Consider the following 19,699-nt stretch of genomic DNA (forward strand, 5'->3'; position numbering starts at 1 on the left):
GTAGAAAACACGCTTTCATCCTTGGAGGGATGCATGAATAATACAATAAAAATACCATCGTGTTTGCTGATCAGCTTGATCTTAGCAGGCTGCGGTGAAGAAAGTTCAGTTAATGTCAAAGAAGCACCGTTGCCACCTATTCAAGGGGTGTTTGTTGACAGTCCAGTTGCAGGTTTAACTTACAATAGTCCGTCGGTCAGCAATGGTGTAACGAATGCTGAAGGTCAGTTCGATTACTTTAGAGGTGAAGCTATCGATTTCTCTATCGGTGCACTTACCTTCCCTACGGTTTCCGCTGCCAACGTACTTACTCCACTGGCTTTATTTTCAACAGATACCGTGTTTCACCCTGCTGTTATAAATAGCTTACGTTTATTGCAGTCACTCGATGTTGATGGCGATCCTAGTAATGGCATCACCATTAGCGCGCAAGCTGCGCAGGCAGCTCAAATGACGCTTAGTGAAGGTCAAACAGTGACTGATTATTTCAGCAGCGATGAATTTGAGGCTAACGTTAATGCATGGCTCGCTGATGCAGGCTCAGCCAACAGTACTTTAATTCCAGCTGATCAAGCTATTGTGCACTTTGTCGATTTTATTTTTAAGCAATACAACAGCACTCAGCCTTTAGCATTTAATACTGCTGATTTTACCGGCACCATTTACAACCCACTAGTACAAGGCAGTGAAGCAAGCATTGCACAGTTAGTGTTAACACCAGACGATGAAGCAAACCTTGCAGGTATTTTTAGTCATGTTGTAGATGGCAGTGAGACTACAACCGGTAGTTATACATTTTTATTCGGTAATCGTGTACTTGCATTAACATCTGGTGAAGGTGAGTCTGCTACCACTGAGTATATTATTTCTCGCTCCCACAATACGGTTAATAATACTTACAGCGTTTGTGCCACCAGCGATCCGGCAGAATTGGCAACACTGGTGCTTACTTGTGATAGTAATGATGATGCTAAAAACAATATTTTAGTGTTCTCCGAGCAGCAAGCGCAAGAAGAGCTCATAAAGCTTAACGATCTCGCAGAGCAAGCAGGCTTAGCCCTAATTGAAGAATTTGATACTGACACTGAAACGTTTTTCTCATCAAGCTATAAAAGCTTATCTGATGAGCAAGGTAGCGGCCCATTGTATTTTAAAAGCGGTGGTAGCGCAGAAATTGACGACGTTGCAGGCCAACTAATTCTCGAAGGCGACCGTATTACAATCGGTAATACCCTGCCTGGTAAAGAATCAACAGCGGCTGATAGCTCAGGTGTGGGGATTTATAATTTAAGCGAAGGATTTACCCTCAGCTTTGATGTTATTTCTCACAATGGAGCCGGTGGCCTTTCGTTGTATGTCGATAATAATACCGCCAGTCAAAGTAACTCAGTGCATGGCGGTGCCTCTAAGTTTTACGGCAAAGATATAAATGAAACCAACACCCCTGCAGGTCAACGGTTTTCATATACCTACATTCCAGGCGAAGATGTAAATACTGGCCCAGATCTGACTCATGTCGATGCCCGCGGTATTTTAAATCCTGAGATTAAAAATTCATATTTCCAAATACGCACTGATTCAGCGGCAATGATTGTCATTGATAACTTAACCATTGAAACTGTCGCTACAGATGTTCCTGATGTTGAACCGCCGGTTGAGCCACCCATTGATCCTCCTGTAGAAGGTGAGATCCCAACAGTAGAATTACCAATCACCACTGACTTTACCACACTCACTGCAGATATTTTCTCTGTTGATCATCAAAAAATTATTGATGCTAACGGCGATGAAATACCCATGTTTAGCAAAACGGGTGGCTCAGTAACGGTTATTGACACCGGTTTAGAGCTTAATGGTGGCCGTTTCACATTAGGTAATACGACGCCAGGTATTGAAACCGCCGCAACAGATACCACCACCAGTGGGGCTTTAGATTTGTCTCGTCCGTATCAAGTAGTGATGGATATCGTTAGTGTGAGTGACCCAGAAGGTGATAATAAATTCCAAATCTATGTGGATAACAACTCATCAAGCAGTTCTAAATCAATCCATGGTAATGACTCTCGCTTTTATAATGAATTAATCAACTCGCTTACTGCTGGCCAAACTTTAACAGTCCCAGGTCAACTTGCGACTAAAAATTCATTTTTACAGCTACGTACTGAAACAGGTGGCACTGTGGTTATCAATAACCTCAGAATTGAGTATGTTAAAGATCCATCAGTATTTAGCTGCGCAGATGCGCCAGAGCTGTATTTTTGTGATGACTTTGCCAATGGTGAGTTAACTAATTGGCAAATTTTAGCCAAGCCTGATAACACCGAAGCCCCAATGGGTGAGTTTGATGTACTCGACATTATGGGTAATAGCATGATGCGTTACACAGCCGGTGGGGCTGGTGGTGAGCTGATTTTAGCCACTGAAGAAGCAATGGCTAACGTGCCGACTACAGGTAACTACTTTGTTGAAGCGAAAATTCGCCCACGCCAGAACTCTACCACGGCCAATAAGCAAATATTTTTGATGGCACGCTATTTAAATGCCGGTAACTGGTACGCTGGTGGCTTAAATGTGCAAAACTCATCAAGCAGTACCCAAGTGGAAGTTGCCGTGAGTAGCGAAGGCTCAATTTCGCGTCCAGTGCAAACAAAATCACCCATTTTACTCGGTGAAAAAGGTGCTACAGAAGATGGCGTTTGGTACACCACTCGCTTTGAGATGATTGATGATCAACTAACCGTATACTTAAACGGTGAAATAATGGGCACGGCTAGTGATACCAGCTATACCGCGCGTGGTTTGATTGGGGTGTTTACGAACAATCGTTCGTTTGAAATTGATGATGTAAAAGTGGGCGACCCAAGCATCAAACCAATTCAGCTAACCCTTGATTATAAAGAGCCAGCTTGGGATACCAGTACCACTATGGACCCACTTGTGATCAATGTCACAGCAATCAAAAACGATGGCATCACAGCTGATACCTACACTGTCACGTCAAGTAATGATGCAGTGCTAAGTGTAAGCATCGATGCAAATATGATCACCCTAACGCCGATTGCTGCAGGTGACGCAATAGTCACGTTTGTATCAGATTCAGATCCAAGCATTACGCGTACTATTAAAGTATCTGTTGCAGAAGGCTTTGTAATGCCAACTACTGTCTACGGTGACTTAACAACTAAAGTAATGCCAGCGATTGCTAGCGATAATCAATTTGTTGACACTCAGTTATCGATTACTTTTGATAATGCCCCTACATTTGGCAGTTTAGGTGAAGTACGTATTTATAAACAAAACGACAACACCCTAGTTGATACCCTCAAAGTGGGTAAGAATATCGATGTAATTGGCTACACAGGCCAAGATAGACTGCGCTCTGTGTATTACTTCCCGCTTAGCCTTGAAGGTAACACTTTAACGATCAAGCCACATAATAATGTACTTGAATATGGCCATACCTATCGCGTAGTGATTGGTGATGATGTGGTAATCGGCGCACAATTAAACGGAACTGACTTTGTCGGCTTAGGTGATAGCAGTCAATGGACGTTCACGACTAAAGTAACAACGCCTGCAGGCAACCAACTATTGGTTGATGACGATGGTGTTGCAGACTTTAGAACCGTACAAGGTGCCCTCAACTTTGCGATGGCAAGCCTTGGCAAAGACGAACAAACCACTATTTCTATAAAAGATGGTATCTATAATGAGTTACTGTTCTTACGCAATAAAAATAACGTAACAATACAAGGGCAAAGCCAAGACAATACTGTTATTCAGTACGAAAACTACGAAACACTTAATGGTGGTTCTGGTGGCAGTGCGCCTGTAGGTTCTGGCACACCGGGTGGCGGTCGTGGTGTATTTTTAGTTGAAGGTGCCGATATGTTGACCCTCAACAACCTTACATTAAAAAATACTCACTTGCGTAACAAGGTCGATTCAAACCAAGCTGAAACGATTTACTTTAATAGTAATGGTCGTTTAGTGGCTAATAATGCCAGCTTTATCAGCGAACAAGATACCCTATTACTGAAAGGTTATAGCTGGTTCTATAACAGCTTAGTTGCAGGCAACGTTGACTTTATTTGGGGCTATCCAGTTACTGCGTTATTTGAAAATAGCGAAATTCGCACTATTGGTGATTCTAAAGACGGTGATCCGACTAAAGACACCTCTGGAGGTTATGTATTACAAGCACGCGTACCAGTGGCGACTGATCCTGGGTTTATCTTCTTAAACAGTAGTTTTACGCATGGCCCAGGCCCAATTGGTAATGATGTGCTTGATAACTCAACCTATATTGCACGAAGTGGTGGCAGCGATACATATTTTGATAACATTACGCTTATCAATAATAAGTTTGACACTCACATTGCAACCTCAGGTTGGGCAGTGCAAGGGGTGAATGATCAACCGGCTCCAAACCCTGAAGTTGCAACGGCTACCAGTGGCTGGCGCGAGTATGGCAGCATGGACTTAGCAGGTAATGCCCTTGATTTAAGTGCTCGTGTTGGTGGTTACATTATGCAAGACAGCGACGTGGTTAACTTACTTGACCGTAATGCTATTTTCGCAAACTTTAATGATGACCAAGGTTGGACACCTGAACCGCTTACTATTCCTGTCCTGCCTGATGAACCGGTGGCAATAACACCTGTCAATAATAACCTTGGTTTTGCCGGTTATAACTTCAATGTAACAGGTGGTGAAGGTGGTACTGTGGTCACCGTTGATAATGGTGCATCGTTAAAAGCGGCGTTATCACAAGCAAAATCATCGGGAGTTCCGGTTATTATTTATGTGGATGGTGTGATCACCGATGCAAACAGTGGTGGTGATAACTCATCTATTGAAATTAAAGACATGGATAATGTTTCTATCATTGGGGTTGCAGATCGCGGACAACTAAGCGGTATTGGTATCGCTATTCGCCGCGCTAACAATATCATTATTCAAAACCTGAAGATCCATGAAGTATTAACGGGAGGCAAAGATGGTATTTCGATTGAAGGTGATGAAAATAAACCGACCGCTAACATTTGGATTGACCACAATGAGCTGTATTCATCTTTAGCTTCAGATCAAGACTATTACGATGGTTTAATCGATTCTAAATCAGGTGCTGAAAACATTACTATCTCGTATAACTATTTACATGATAGCTGGAAAACATCGCTACATGGCCACAGTGATGACGACTCAAGTAGCAACAAGAATCGCCATATTACTTTTCACCATAACCGGTTTGAAAACATAGTATCGCGTGTGCCGTTGTTTAGATTTGGTCGTGGCCATATATTCAATAACTATTATAACAATATTACTTCAAGCGCCATCAATTCACGGATGGGTGCAGAGTTACATATTGAAAATAATTACTTTGAACATACTAAAAACCCAGTGGTTTCTTTCTATTCAAAAGAATTAGGTTATTGGAATACATCGGGTAATTATTTAGGCGAAGGTGTTACATGGGGTGACGTTGAAGACGGTGATGTTGCCGCTGAAGTTACTACTACAGGCATGACACCAACAAGCTCTTACCAAGCGCCTTATGAGTATACTTTAACGCCAGTAATGGATGTTAAAGCACACGTTTTGGCCCATGCCGGCATTGGTAAGATTGACCAAAGTGATTTGGATATTCCAGATATTGCAGCACCTAGTGAGCCACCAGTACAACAGCCGCTTGGTTTACCATTTACTGAAAATTTTGCCGCAGCAAATTCTGACGAATTTTTTAGTAATAGTTACCGCGACCTATCAGGTTTAGCGGGTACGGGTACCCCGCTGTTTCATCGTGTCACTGGCACAATCGATGTATCAGCAGGCCAATTAACCATGACAGGTGCACGTATTAGTATTGCTAATACCACCCCTGCGGTGAATACCACCTCAGCGGATGCAAGTACAACAGGTCTACTTGATTTAAGTAACAACTATCAAGTGAGCTTTAAAGTCGCGGATGTAGCAGGTAACACCGCAAAAAGCTTCCAAATATATGTAGATAACAACACCTCAGGTAGCGCGAATTCAATCCACGGTGGTTCATCGAAGTTCTACTCAGTGCAACTTCAAGACTTAGTCCCTGGTCAAACTTATACAGTCGATGGATTGGTAGCCACAGCGACCTCATTCATCACTATCAGAACGGAAAGTGAAGCCACTATCACATTGGATGAGATAACCATTCAGTAGTTGTAATGAGAGCAGCCAAACACTGCTTTGAAACAATTTGATAGTTACCAATACCCTTGCCACGCACAGCAAGGGTATTTTTTTGTTTTAAATCCCCTTCAGCAGTCACAGCACACCAACGACAGCAACATCTTACAACTAGCGAAACGTTACTCGTGTTACCACCAGTCCAGTAATTGAGTAGTTAGATTTAGCAGCCATACATCGTTCGTGACCAGTAATTTTAGAGTAGTTTATTGTGAAGTATTAATACTTAAGAAGAGTTTTCTAAGGACAAAAAAAATGCGCCCTATTTAAAAATGGACGCATTGGAAGTCATATTGGGTTGTGGTTATTAAACCCTTTAGTTTTAAATGATAGGCTATTTTCCACATCTATTGGTTGATTCACGCTTCACTAGATAAGGGGTTATCACGTCATCTAGTTTGACACGTTCGCTGTGGGTAGATTGACTTTTATTAATTAACTTTTGCACCGCTAAGCACGCCATATTCTGCACTGGACGACGAATAGTGGTTAACGATGGAATAATTCGTGAAGCCAAAATATTATCATCAAAGCCTGCGACCGAAAGCTCTTCAGGGACTTTGATATTCAGGTTATTTGCGACACGTAACACCCCTGCGGCCATTTCATCATTATTAGCAACAATGGCTGTTGGGCGCGGCTCGGTGCTTAATAAACTCATCGCACACTCAATACCACTTTCGTAACTATTTTTGCCTTCGATAATACGGTGTGACGGTAATTGTACATTACACACTTGCAACTCGGCCAAAAAGCCCGCCAAACGCTCAATTGATGAACGATACACTTGCGGACCAGAGATAAAACCAATGTCTTTATGACCAAGCTCAACTAAGTAGCTGGCCATTTCTTTCATCGCCGCGCGTTCATCAGAGACAACAATGTTGTCAGCATCATCTAAATCAACGGATGCTAAACGCACATAAGGACAACCCGCGTCGCGAATAGCAGCGGCAAGTTCTTTATTTTCTGATACCGGTGGCAAAATAATGACGCCATCGAGTTTAGAACGTGAGATAAATGACAAACAATCATCAATAAATTCAGCGCTTTTAGAGTAACTTGGATGTACAACCAGCTCATACCCCAACTCGGAGCACACACTTAATGCACCACGTTGAACTTGGTCAATGTACAGTGCATCGGGGTTATCGTAGATCAAACCTAATAAGTAAGAACGACTAGATGCTAAGCCACGCGCTTGTTTATCTGGTGAGAAGCCAACTTCTTTTATTATTTGTAAAACCCGCTCACGGGTAGCCTCGCCAACTGCCCCAGAGCGGTTGATCACGCGCGATACGGTGCGTTTCGACACACCGGACAATTTCGCCACATCATTAATCGTTACTGACATAAAAGTTCCTGTTTTAGGATGTAATCAAAGTTTAACACTAACCCTAGGTTCATAAAAGTCTCTAGTCAGCGGTTCTCTCAATGAAAGTAAATAACCTGTACATCTAGATAGTTAATTCCTTAACCGTGTTCCGGTTAAGGAATAAGAATAGTCTGATTATAAAAGTAAAATGGAACTACTTTAGTTCCATTTAGTGCCGTTTTCAATTTCAGTTAATGTTACTCTATTAGCCCAAATAAGCGAGGTAACGTTTCACTAATTGCCGGCACATAGGTCACCAGCATTAACACCAAAAACATCACGCCATACAGTGGTAACATTGGCTTGATGATTTTATGCAGTGATGTTTTTGCCACCGCACAACTGACAAACAATACACTGCCTACCGGCGGCGACACTAAGCCAATTGATAAGTTAAGCACAATCATAATACCAAATTGAATTGGTGACATACCAAGCTGCTCAGCTACCGGTAAAAATATCGGCGTAAATATCAATACAGCAGGTGTCATATCAATAAACGCCCCAACCAAAATCAATATCAGGTTGATCAGCAGTAATATTAATAATGGATTATCACTGAGCGTTAAAAAGAACTCACTGACCAATTGCGGAATATGCGTGTATGACAATAACCATGACATGCCCGACGATGCCGCAATAATCAACATAACGATGGCCGTTGTTTCACATGCTTTTAAAAGCAAAGCTGGTAACTCAGCAGGGTTTATTTCACGATAAATAAACACCGACAGCACTAACGCATAAATAACCGCAATAGCACCGGCTTCGGTTGCCGTAAATACGCCACCAATAATGCCGCCAATAACAATAAAAATAAGCAATAAACTCGGTAAAGCAGCGAGTATTTTTTCAAGCACAATCTTAAATGGTAAACGTGCGGTTACTGGGTAATTATTTTTAATCGAGTAGATTGCACAAACAATCATCAGTGCCAGCCCGACTAAAATCCCCGGTAAGTAACCGGCAATAAACAAAGCAGCAATCGACACCCCGCCGCTGGCAATTGCATAGATAATTAGAATATTACTCGGTGGTATTAGCATACCTGTGGTGGCTGCACTGGCAGTCACTGCCGCCGCAAAACTGGCACTGTAGCCATGTTTTTTCATTTCAGGCACCATAAAGCTACCAATCGCTGAGGTTGCCGCAACAGCCGAGCCAGAAATTGCCCCAAATAACATACACGACATAACATTCACCAGTGCTAAACCGCCAGGTAAAAAGCCGATCATCGCCATCGCACATTCAATTAGCCGTTTAGCAATGCCGCCTTGGCCCATTATCAAACCTGATAGAATAAAAAACGGAATGGCGAGTAATGCAAAGCTATCAATACCACCTGCCATTTGTTGGGCGATGGTAGTGGTGGCTGGTGTGAAATCGATATGCATTAACAGCGCCGCTAAAGTTGACAGCGCAATACACAAAGAAATAGGCACATTGATAAATAACAATACAAAAAAACAAACGATTAATACAATTGCAGTTAAATCCATTACGCTTGCTCCTTGAATGCTTGCTGTGTGTAATTAACTAAGTTTTCGATGCAGTTTATTACAATCAGCACCCCACTTAGCGGTAACACGATATACACGTAACCCATGTTAATACCTAATGCTGCTGAGGTTTGTTCTAACTCAAAGCTCAACATCATTAAACGACTACCACCATAAACCAAGATGCTCAATGCAGTGAATAACACGCAAATTTCAATCACAAAGGAGCATTTATACCTAAGTGATGGGATCATTTTCTGATAAAAAAGATCAAGCCCTAAATGGGCTTTGGTGCGATACGCATAGGACGCGCCTAACACCCCGATCCAAATCAGTAAAAAGCGGGCTAACTCTTCTGTGTATGAGCTGGGTGCACGTAAAATAAACCGTGAAAATACTTGCCAACAGACAACGGTTACAATCGCTATCATGGCTAAAATCAGTAATCGCTCGATGATGCGATTTAAGTGTGTGTTTAGTTGTCGCATTGTGTGCCTCTACATGCTTTTTATTTTTTTAATATGCTCTGCAACCGCTGTATTAGCGAACGAAGCATGAAAATCAGCCACTTTATCTTGAAACGCTTGTTTATCTGGGTAAGTCACTTCTACGCCTTCAGCAATCACCGCTTTAAGTGCTTCATCGGATGCGTTTTGCCACAGTGAACGTTGATACTCTACAGAATCAGCCATGGCTTGGGTTAACCACTGCTGTTGTTCACTATTGAGCGAATTCCACACATCTAGACTTGCTAAAATAACGTCTGGCACGAAAGTGTGTTCGTCCAGAGAATAATATTTAGCAATTTCATAATGACGAGATAGGTAATAGCTTGGCGGATTATTCTCTGCGCCATCTACGACCCCTTGTTGCAATGCGGCATATAATTCACCCCATGCAATCGGTGCAGCTGCGCCGCCTAACGCTTGTACTGTGGCGACTGCTGTTGGGCTATTTAATACCCGTATTTTTTTACCGATTAAATCATCCGGGGTATTAATCGCACCATTGGTAGTGTAAAAACTACGACTGCCCGCATCGTAATAACCTAAGCCTTTGAGCCTTGCTGTAGCTACTTTATTAAGTAACTCAGTGCCCAAGTCACTTTTTAGCACCCGCCAAAAATGCTCGCTATCACGAAACAAATACGGAATACCAAATACTTTCATCTCTGGTACAAAGCCCTCGAGTGGACTTGCCGATACTTTAGTGATGGATAAACTGCCTATTTGCAGTAATTCAATCAGTTCACGCTCTGATCCTAGTTGGCCTCCTGGATAAATAACAATTTCCATTGTGCCATTTGAATAAAACGCCAAACGTTCGGCCATATATTCCATTGCTTGATGCACCACATGGCGAGTATCGAGTGTATGCGCCATGGTCAGTCGCAGCGTTTTTTTATCATCGCTACAGCTACTAAGCAAAAATAACGAAAAAACCAGCATTATCTTTATGAGAAGATTTCTATTCATTATTATTTCTTCTTATCGCTATTTGATCTCAAATGAGCTGATTATCTCAGCTCGCTCGGTTGATATTTATCCATATCGTCGTAGTCAAGGTTTTCACCTGCCATACCCCAGATAAAGCTATAGTTTTGTGTGCCAGCACCGGAGTGAATTGACCATGGCGGCGACACCACGGCTTGCTCGTTATGTACCCAGAGGTGGCGAGTTTCACTCGGTTCGCCCATAAAGTGACACACAGCTTGCTGCTTCGGAACTTCAAAGTAAAAATACACTTCGTTACGACGATCATGCTGATGAGCAGGCATGGTATTCCAGACACTCCCCGGCTTTAACTCGGTTAAGCCCATTTGCAATTGACATGTTTGCACCACGGTATTGATCAGCATTTGATTAATATCGCGCTCATTGGAGGTTTCAAGCGCACCTAAATGCAATACATTGGCATCATTACGAGTTACTAATTTGTTTGGGTATTTGTGATGAGCTGGTGCAGAATTAAGGTAAAATTTCGCAGGATGATTACTGTCATCACTTTTAAATACCACATCATTGGTATCTTTACCTAAATACAAGGCATCTTTATAACCAAGCTCAAACTGTTGGCCATCCGCAGTTACAGTGCCACTGCCACCGACATTAATAACCCCAAGTTCACGGCCAGCTAAAAAGTTGGCAGCTTTTAAATTATCTACCGTCTCTAGTGTGAGTGGCTTACTTGTTGGTACTGCGCTGCCGACCATAAACCGCTCATAATGAGTGTATAGCCAATAAATTTTATTCTCTTGCATGAGTTTCTCGACCAAAAACTCATCTCTTAATTGTTGGGTGTCATAGCCTTTAACTTCATTTGGCCCGACAGCGTAACGTGACTCTATTTCTGTACTCATAACTTGCTACCTAAAATTAAAAATTATCGTGCTAACCAGCCACCATCAACAGCAAGAATATGGCCATTGACATAGTCACTGGCTGTTGATGATAAAAAGATGGCTGAACCAATTAAGTCTTCTGCTTCACCCCAACGCCCTGCAGGAATGCGTTTTTCAATTTCGCTATTACGGGTGGCATCATCTTGTAAGGCTTGGGTGTTATCAGTTCTGAAATAACCGGGGGCAATGGCATTGACCTGAATATTGTGTTGTGCCCATTCGTTTGCTAATGCTTTAGTAAGACCCGCAACTGCATGTTTACTCGCGGTATAGGCTGGGACTGTCATGCCGCCGCTGTATGACAACATCGAGGCAATATTAATTATTTTGCCAAAGCCTTGTTTGATCATATTTGGCGCTACAGCTTGTGCTAATAAAAAGCTAGCATCAAGATTTACTTTCATCACGTTCTGCCATTGATCATACGGATAATCTACCGCAGGGCTGCGAAAGATGGTGCCGCCAACATTAACCAAAATATCAATACCGCCATGGTTTGCTAAGGCTGTAGCTGCTAAGGCATTCACTGAATCCGCATTACTTAAATCTGCTGCATAATCATACGCTTCGCCACCACGCTCTTTGATCATCTGACACGTGGTTTGGCAGCCTTGCTCTTTACTACTGCTACAAATAACCTTGGCGCCAGCGCTTGCTAAGCCCACTGCGATTTGCTGACCCAGTCCACGGCTTGCACCGGTAACGAGCGCTGTTTTTGAAGTGAGATCAAATAAAGTGGCTGTCATTTTAAGTTCCTATAAATTTATTTATTGCTATATTACTAACTCAATGTAAACCGAATTAGCCAAACTTGTTAACACCCATTCTTCGCTACCGGTGGCAATTTGTCAAATATTATTTGCCACCGGTGGCAAATATAGCTAAGATGTAAAAATCAATCAGCCCATATCACGTTTATAGGTTCATATTATGCAAGCACTAAATAGAAAAAACTTTAATAAAAACAAATACCCAACAAAAATAATGCAATACGGTGAAGGAAATTTCTTGCGTGCATTTATCGATTGGCAAATTGATAAACTCAATGAAACAAGTGATCTAAATGCCGGTGTTGCAGTTATTCGTCCTATCGATTACGACGCAATTCCTTTACTTAATGTTCAAGATGGCTTGTATACCACCATTATTCGCGGCTTAAATGAGCAAGGTGAAACCGTAGCAGATCACCGTATTATCAGCTCAATCAATGAAGAAATTCCAGTTTATAAAGACTTCCCTCGTTATATGGCGTTGGCAGAAAATCCTGATCTGAAAATTATTTTTTCAAATACCACGGAAGCCGGTATTGAGTACATTGATACAGATAAACTCAATGACTCACCTGCTAAAGCATTTCCAGCTAAATTAACCCAATGGTTGTTTCATCGCTTTAATCATTTTAATGGCTCAACAGACAGCGGCATGGTGATCATCCCTTGCGAGCTAATTGACTATAACGGCGAGAAACTCAAAGAAATCGTATTTCAATACTGCCAGCTTTGGCAACTACCTGAAGCGTTTTCAAACTGGCTTAGTGAGGCTAACCACTTTTGTTCAAGCTTAGTTGACCGCATTGTCACTGGATTTCCACGTGATGAGCATCAACAACTGCAAGAGTCACTCGGTTATTTAGATAACTTTATGGTGACTGCTGAGTACTTCCATTTATTTGTTATTCAAGGGCCGCAGCATCTAGCAGAATTACTCTGCTTACAAGACAGTGACCTAAATATAAAAATTGTTGATGATATATCACCCTATAAACAACAAAAAGTGGGGATTTTAAATGGTGCTCATACCGCACTAGTGCCGCTGGCTTATATGGCAAACATCGATTCAGTGGGCGAGGCGCTGGCTGATCCTTTGTTTGAAAAATACTTAACCCAGTTAATTTTTGCAGAGATTATTCCTACTCTTGATTTACCGGAAGATGAATTAAAGCGCTTTGCCAATGATGTACTAAACCGTTTTAGAAATCCGTATATTTGCCATTTATTACTGTCTATTTCGCTTAACAGTATGACTAAGTTTAAAACCCGTATTTTGCCGCAGTTACACACTTATGTAGCAACTAATAACGCGGTGCCAAATATGATGGCATTGGCTATTGCAGGGCAAATTTTAATGTATAAAGGCCTACGTAATGACCAACCGATTGAATTGAGTGACGCACCACAATGGTTAGAATTATTTAATACCCTTTGGCATGACTTTGATAACAATGCATTGTCATTAACAGCCCTTGTAGAACAAGTGTTAGGTGCAAAATGGCATTGGGAAAGTGATTTAAATGAACTTCCTGAATTAACTGCCACCGTTACAACTCACCTACGTACTATGCTCACCGACGGTGTTGCCGCTACGCTTACTAAACAATTAGGCCAATAACATGAAAGCACTAATAAAATTACATCCAACCGATGATGTTGCTATTGCAATGCGCAATATCAGTGCCGGTGAAATACTGCCCGTTGATAACGAAGAGCTCTTAGTCAATGAGAACATCGATAAAGGCCATAAAGTAGCGCTACGTGATATTAATAAACAAGAAAACGTTATTAAATACGGTGCGCCGATAGGCTTTGCTCTAGAGAATATACAAAAAGGCGGTTGGGTGCATACCCACTGCGTTAAAACCACGCTTAATGATGAGTTAGATTATCAATATATTCCTGAGTTTATTGAGCAAAGTGAAGCAACGCCCTCACCTGCTGTTAATATTTACCGTCGTCAAAATGGCGAAGTCGGTATTCGTAATGAAATTTGGTTGATCCCTACAGTAGGCTGCGTTAATGGCATGATCAATCAAATGATCAAAGAGTTTAAACAACGTAACCCGCAGTTAGAGATAGATGGCATTTATGCGTTCCCTCACCAATTTGGCTGCTCTCAACTAGGCGATGATTTAGACACAACACGGATACTGCTCCAAAACATGGCACTGCACCCTAATGCCGGTGGTGCTTTAGTCGTTGGCTTAGGCTGTGAAAACAACCAATTACCTGCCTTTCGTGATGGTTTAGGTGATTACGATGACAGCCGAATTAAATTTTTGATCACCCAACAAGCTGACGATGAAATTGAAGAAGGCGTGATTTTACTTGAACAAATTTATGCGCAAGTAAAACAAGATAAACGCCAACCAGGCACATTATCAGAGGTGAAATTTGGCCTTGAATGTGGTGGTAGTGATGGCCTATCGGGGATCACTGCTAACCCCATGTTAGGTTATTTTTCTGATTATTTAATTGCCCAAGGTGGTACCACAGTACTGACCGAAGTACCTGAAATGTTTGGTGCTGAAACCTTATTAATGTCGCGTTGTAAAGACGAAGAGACCTTTAATAAATTAGTTAGCATGGTGAATAACTTTAAAGGTTATTACAAAGCGCATAATCAGCCTATTTATGAAAACCCATCACCGGGCAATAAAAAAGGCGGTATCACCACCTTAGAAGATAAATCATTGGGTTGTACGCAAAAAGCTGGCACCAGCAAAGTACAAGCGGTATTACATTATGGCGAGCGCTTACAAGTGCCAGGGTTAAACCTCTTGGATGCGCCAGGTAACGACCCTATTGCCACCAGCGCGCTTGGTGCGGCTGGTTGTCATATGGTGTTATTTACCACTGGCCGCGGTACGCCTTATGGTGGCTTTGTGCCAACGTTAAAAATTGCCACTAATTCAGAGCTTGCTAATAAGAAAAAGCGCTGGATTGACTTTGATGCAGGTGTATTAATTAACGATGTCACAATGGAACAAGTGCACGGCGAGTTCGTGCAATTATTGGTTGATATTGTTAACGGTAAACCAACTTGCAATGAAATAAACGATATTCGTGAAGTCGCGATTTGGAAAAAAGGAGTGACCTTATAAATGACCCCTAAGTCCATCGCAATTATTGGCGAGTGTATGGTTGAGCTAAGCGGCCAACCATTTACTGCTATGCAACAAAATTATGGCGGCGATAGCATGAATACCGCCATTTACTTAAAAAAACTCGCAGCCAATGAGGTAAATGTCAATTACGTCAGTGCTATGGGCACTGATCCATTAAGCCGCGCATTAATCGATAAATGGCAAGCTCACCATATTAATACCGATAATGTGCTGCTCAGTCATAACAAACAACCGGGTTTGTATATGATCCAAAATGATGCTTCTGGCGAGCGAACTTTTCAGTATTGGCGCAGTGACTCAGCGGCTAAATACTTAGTGCAACATGCTGACTTTTCTAAAGTACTTACTAACCTTGCTGAAGTTGACGCTATTTATTTATCAGGGATCTCATTAGCAATTTTACCTGAGCAAGATTGCCATACCTTGCTCAGCCATCTAGCACAGCTAAAACAGCAAGGGATCATGATTATTTATGACAGCAACTACCGCCCATCACTATGGACAAGCAAAATGCACTGCCACCTTGCTAATAATAAAGCCTATGCGCTGGCAGATTTAGCATTAGTGACCTTTGACGATGAAGCGCAATTATGGGGAGACAGCAGTGTTGCACAATGTACCGAACGTTTGCACCAACAAGGCGCTCATGAAGTCATTGTAAAACTCGGGGAAGATGGTTGTCAGTACAGTAAAAAACACCCAGATAACTCTATTTCAGTTGAGCTGTTTAGCACTGTAAAAATAGCAAACGTCGTTGATACCACTGCTGCGGGTGATTCATTTAATGCTGGTTTTTTAGCGCAGTGGCTCACAGATAAGCCCATAGCACAATGTGCGCAAGCGGGTAATTTACTGGCTGCCCAAGTGATCCAAAAGCGTGGGGCTATTGTCGAAATTGACACTGCAACAATCAAACAGACAATAAAGGGTTAGCTTTGACGATGAGAAAACAGTTTATTGTGTATCTTAGTTTAATGATTGTCTGCGCTCACTTAGTGACATCAGCAATAGCGGCAACGCCACCCATTGGTACTGAATCAAGCAACATCTTGTATGTAGATAAAAAACAGCCAACAGCGTTTAAAACAATTCAAAGTGCTATTGATGCCAGCAGCCAATTTAAATCTGTAATTATCTTGATTGCTCCAGGGTTATACCAAGAAAAACTGTACATCACCCGTAATAACCTCAGTTTAGTTGGCAGTTCGCTTAGCGATACCCGTATCGAATATGCGCAGCTGCGTAACAACTGGCGTGAAAATCACGACAGTGATTGGGGCGCGGCAGTGATCAATATAGCAGGTAGCGATATTAATATTGTTAATCTTAGTGTTACTAATAATTATGGTCGCTTACATAACACCCATGATCATCAGTTTGCTATTCGCGGTTTTGAAAACGCCACACGGATCATATTGCATCAATGTGATATTACCGCCGATGGTGCTGATACGTTAAGCTTATGGAATAAAGAAAATGGCCTTTATTACCACTCTTATTGCTCATTCACTGGGGCAACGGATATGGTTTGCCCACGTGGTACAGCGCTTATCGAGCACTCAACGTTTTTCAACCTGAAACAAACAGCAACCTTGTGGCATGACGGTGAACTGGACTCGGAGCAAAAACTAGTGGTCGCAAGCAGTACATTTGACGGTGTAGAAAATTTTTGGCTTGGTCGTCATCACTATGATGCGCAGTTTTATTTATTCAACAATCAGTTTTCTGAGCGTATGGCTGATAAGGCTATTTTTAAGAAAACCTATGACGATGTTTCACGTAATCGTAACAACTATTATGGCGCCCGTTATTACTTTTATGACAATCAGAGCCCAATCAAGTTTCCTTGGCTAGCAACCAATATAACCCAAGCTCAACACACACAGTTTACAGAACCCTCATTAGAGCAATGGGTGTTTAAAGGCAACTGGCAGCCCACTAAAGTGCTTGCAGAGCTGCAAAAAGAGCTTCAAAAAGAAACAAAAAACCATAAATTTAAAAGCGAGCCGTTTAAGTTATAACACTCTTTAACGCTCGATAACCAAACCTGAGTGCATACCTAAGTATACTTATTTAAAATAACTGCTGTGAGACGCTTATTTTGTTTAAGTATACTTCCTCTCATGGGTATGCACTCGAATTCATCACGGCAGTCATCGCAACTTATTAGCGTTATCACTAAGGCGCTGATTTACCATCGGCATCGATGCCACGCTTCCAATACGCAGAACACACTATTTTTGCACTCGGCACAGCAAACTGCTCTTTTGCAATACTTTGGATTGTGCGCACCAGTGAACCTTCAAGCCCCATAAAAATTAATGGTGTACCAGTGTACTGATTTAAATAATTCGTGACTTGTTCCACTAACGCTATTTGTGGCTTGGTTGTAACCAGCCACTTAATACGGTGCTTAGTATGTGCCTCTATGGTATCTAGTGTGATGATATCTTGTGAGTCAGCAACATGGATGATCACATCAACAGCGGCACTTGCCGGTAGTTGCTGCAAATACCCATTAATTGCGTTCACAGAGGTTAAGTCAGCAATCATTAAATACTGAGACTGACTAAAATCAGTTAACTTTTTAGGACCCGGTCCTGCAATAGCTAACTTATCGCCAGGTTTGGCCTGTTTAGCCCAATTAGTTGCTATACCCTTATGTTGATTAACCACAAAATCAAGGGTAATTGTATGGTTAATATTATCTATCGCTCTAATCGTATATGAGCGTTTAGGTGCAGGATTAGTGGCTTTAAGGTCAATTTCGACCTCATCTTTACCATAATGCGGCAGTAATACTTTTACATAAGCACCGAGTTGATCCGCTGGAAAATCATAAAACTCATCAGATCCAACCACCAAACGTCTTAAATGCGGGGCTATATCTGCTGTGCTGATCACAGTTGCACGACGTACTCTTCTCGTCATTTTTGTCTCCTCATACGATTAATTCATTGTTTAATTGCACAACGCCCCATTGGTTGATAAAATCAACTATAGCAATTTAATTGATATTGTCAACCATTATGGATTTATTATGAACTCTTCATTGGCCAATACATTATTTGCTTTAATGCAAAATTATCGCGTTACCATACGCGAAGCCATTAATGCAGGTGAGCTTGGGTTAAACGCGATGCATGTGCGTTGCCTGCATATTATTGCTGCGACAACTCACTGCACTGCTAACGATATTGTGAATCAAACCCAGCGCGACAAGGCGCAAATAGCACGCTTAGTTAAAGAGCTAATTACATTAAAACTGATTGGCAAAGATGCCAGTGAGCACGATAAGCGATGCTTTATCTTATCGTTTACCGCTGAAGGTCATGCTCTTTATGACAAACTATTAAACGCCGAACAGCATGTGAATGAGCAAATGTGCAAAAACTTAAATCCTCAACAAATCAATGACTTTTTAGATACAGCTCAAAAAATGATTAAAAATATGCAGTGATCGCAGGTCCATTACTTGGCATAAGTTAACTAAAACGCATACACTGTACACTTATACAGTATATGCGTTTGGTTAATTATTTATGCTTGTTATTCCTATTTATATCGAAGCGGGTATTTGTGGCTTTGAATCACCTGCCGCCCAGTACAAAGAGCTGGGGTTATCCCTCGACCAATTATTGATTAAACACCCCGATGCCACCTTTATTGGCGTTGCCTCTGGTGAGTCAATGCAAGGTGTGGGGATTTTTGACGGTGACTTACTCTTGGTCGATCGCGCTGTCGATGCCAAAAATAATGATGTGATCGTGGCTAATTTAAATGGTTTATTTGTCTGTAAACTGCTTGATAAAACCAATGCACGCTTACTGTCGGCATCCCCCTTATATGGTCCAGTGCAATTAACCCAAGAAGATGAATTTCAACTAGAAGGCGTTGTCACCCTTTCTATCCGGTTACACCGTGCAAATCCTGAGTTACATCAATGTATGCCTTAGTGGATGCAGTGGCATTTTATGCCAGCGCCGAGAAAGTGTTTAACCCTGCTTTGCGTACTAAGCCGGTTGTGGTATTAACTAACAACGACGGCTGTATATGTGCAATATGCCCTATTGCACGACGGCTCAATATCCCTAAGTTTCAACCTTATTTTAAAGTTAAACATTTATTAGCCAAACATAATGTGGTTATTTGCTCATCTAACTATGAGCTGTATGCCGACTTGAGCGATAAAATGATGAATATCATCAGTCGCTTTTGTGATAATCAGTTTGTGTACTCGATTGATTTATGGCTACTAGTATTTTTCGTAAAGCATTTATACATAAAATTAT

At 41.7% G+C, this 19,699-nt stretch carries 14 protein-coding genes and 1 pseudogene; 8 read left to right on the forward strand and 7 right to left on the reverse strand.

Features of this window, described 5'->3' with window-relative positions:
* Window positions 1-33 precede the first annotated feature (33 nt).
* Window positions 34-6,204, forward strand: coding sequence for a pectinesterase family protein (locus A7968_RS01880; RefSeq protein WP_064664876.1), 6,171 nt, complete (start codon window positions 34-36; stop codon window positions 6,202-6,204).
* A gap of 361 nt (window positions 6,205-6,565) precedes the next feature.
* On the opposite strand, the gene A7968_RS01885 is transcribed toward A7968_RS01880, so the two are convergent.
* From A7968_RS01885 to A7968_RS01910, 6 genes are all read right to left on the reverse strand, one after another.
* Window positions 6,566-7,585: a LacI family DNA-binding transcriptional regulator gene (locus A7968_RS01885; RefSeq protein WP_064664877.1), complete on the reverse strand. Its 1,020-nt coding sequence runs from the start codon at window positions 7,583-7,585 to the stop codon at window positions 6,566-6,568.
* A gap of 218 nt (window positions 7,586-7,803) precedes the next feature.
* Window positions 7,804-9,105 (reverse strand): TRAP transporter large permease, encoded by a 1,302-nt coding sequence (locus A7968_RS01890; RefSeq protein ID WP_064664878.1) that lies wholly within the window; start codon window positions 9,103-9,105, stop codon window positions 7,804-7,806.
* A complete protein-coding gene (locus A7968_RS01895) occupies window positions 9,105-9,593 on the reverse strand; it encodes a TRAP transporter small permease (protein WP_064664879.1) in 489 nt (162 codons plus the stop codon). Before A7968_RS01895 ends, A7968_RS01890 begins: the two co-directional genes overlap by 1 nt.
* Before the next feature lie 9 nt (window positions 9,594-9,602).
* Complete coding sequence (locus A7968_RS01900; protein WP_064664880.1) at window positions 9,603-10,580, reverse strand: TRAP transporter substrate-binding protein; 978 nt, start codon at window positions 10,578-10,580, stop codon at window positions 9,603-9,605.
* Window positions 10,581-10,621: 41 nt separating this feature from the next.
* Entirely contained in the window at window positions 10,622-11,464 is an 843-nt protein-coding gene (gene kduI, locus A7968_RS01905) for a 5-dehydro-4-deoxy-D-glucuronate isomerase (RefSeq protein WP_064664881.1), read from the reverse strand.
* A 23-nt stretch (window positions 11,465-11,487) separates the two neighbouring features.
* Window positions 11,488-12,252: an SDR family oxidoreductase gene (locus tag A7968_RS01910; protein ID WP_064664882.1), complete on the reverse strand. Its 765-nt coding sequence runs from the start codon at window positions 12,250-12,252 to the stop codon at window positions 11,488-11,490.
* A gap of 184 nt (window positions 12,253-12,436) precedes the next feature.
* On the opposite strand from A7968_RS01910, the gene A7968_RS01915 reads away from it, so the two are divergent.
* Genes A7968_RS01915 through A7968_RS01930 form a run of 4 tightly spaced genes read left to right on the forward strand, consistent with a single transcriptional unit; the run spans window position 12,437 to window position 17,428 of the window.
* A complete protein-coding gene (locus A7968_RS01915; protein WP_064664883.1) occupies window positions 12,437-13,894 on the forward strand; it encodes a tagaturonate reductase in 1,458 nt (485 codons plus the stop codon).
* A 1-nt stretch (window position 13,895) separates the two neighbouring features.
* Entirely contained in the window at window positions 13,896-15,383 is a 1,488-nt protein-coding gene (locus A7968_RS01920) for a UxaA family hydrolase (protein WP_064664884.1), read from the forward strand.
* Window positions 15,384-16,340, forward strand: coding sequence for a sugar kinase (locus A7968_RS01925; protein WP_064664885.1), 957 nt, complete (start codon window positions 15,384-15,386; stop codon window positions 16,338-16,340). It abuts the gene before it with no gap.
* A gap of 8 nt (window positions 16,341-16,348) precedes the next feature.
* Window positions 16,349-17,428: a pectinesterase family protein gene (locus A7968_RS01930; RefSeq protein WP_084447970.1), complete on the forward strand. Its 1,080-nt coding sequence runs from the start codon at window positions 16,349-16,351 to the stop codon at window positions 17,426-17,428.
* 157 nt (window positions 17,429-17,585) lie between these two features.
* Here the strand turns inward: A7968_RS01930 and A7968_RS01935 are convergent, their stop codons facing one another.
* Entirely contained in the window at window positions 17,586-18,338 is a 753-nt protein-coding gene (locus tag A7968_RS01935; RefSeq protein ID WP_064664886.1) for a siderophore-interacting protein, read from the reverse strand.
* Between the two features lie 109 nt (window positions 18,339-18,447).
* On the opposite strand from A7968_RS01935, the gene A7968_RS01940 reads away from it, so the two are divergent.
* From A7968_RS01940 to A7968_RS01950, 3 genes and pseudogenes are all read left to right on the forward strand, one after another.
* Window positions 18,448-18,867 (forward strand): MarR family winged helix-turn-helix transcriptional regulator, encoded by a 420-nt coding sequence (locus A7968_RS01940; RefSeq protein WP_064664887.1) that lies wholly within the window; start codon window positions 18,448-18,450, stop codon window positions 18,865-18,867.
* Between the two features lie 82 nt (window positions 18,868-18,949).
* Entirely contained in the window at window positions 18,950-19,363 is a 414-nt protein-coding gene (locus A7968_RS01945) for a LexA family protein (protein WP_064664888.1), read from the forward strand.
* Window positions 19,351-19,671: pseudogene (locus tag A7968_RS01950) on the forward strand (Y-family DNA polymerase); the annotation flags it as partial. The gene A7968_RS01945 and the pseudogene A7968_RS01950, both read left to right, overlap by 13 nt.
* Between the last annotated feature and the right edge of the window lie 28 nt (window positions 19,672-19,699).

The sequence above is a fragment of the Pseudoalteromonas prydzensis genome (genome assembly GCF_001661495.1).
Lineage (GTDB): Bacteria > Pseudomonadota > Gammaproteobacteria > Enterobacterales > Alteromonadaceae > Pseudoalteromonas > Pseudoalteromonas prydzensis.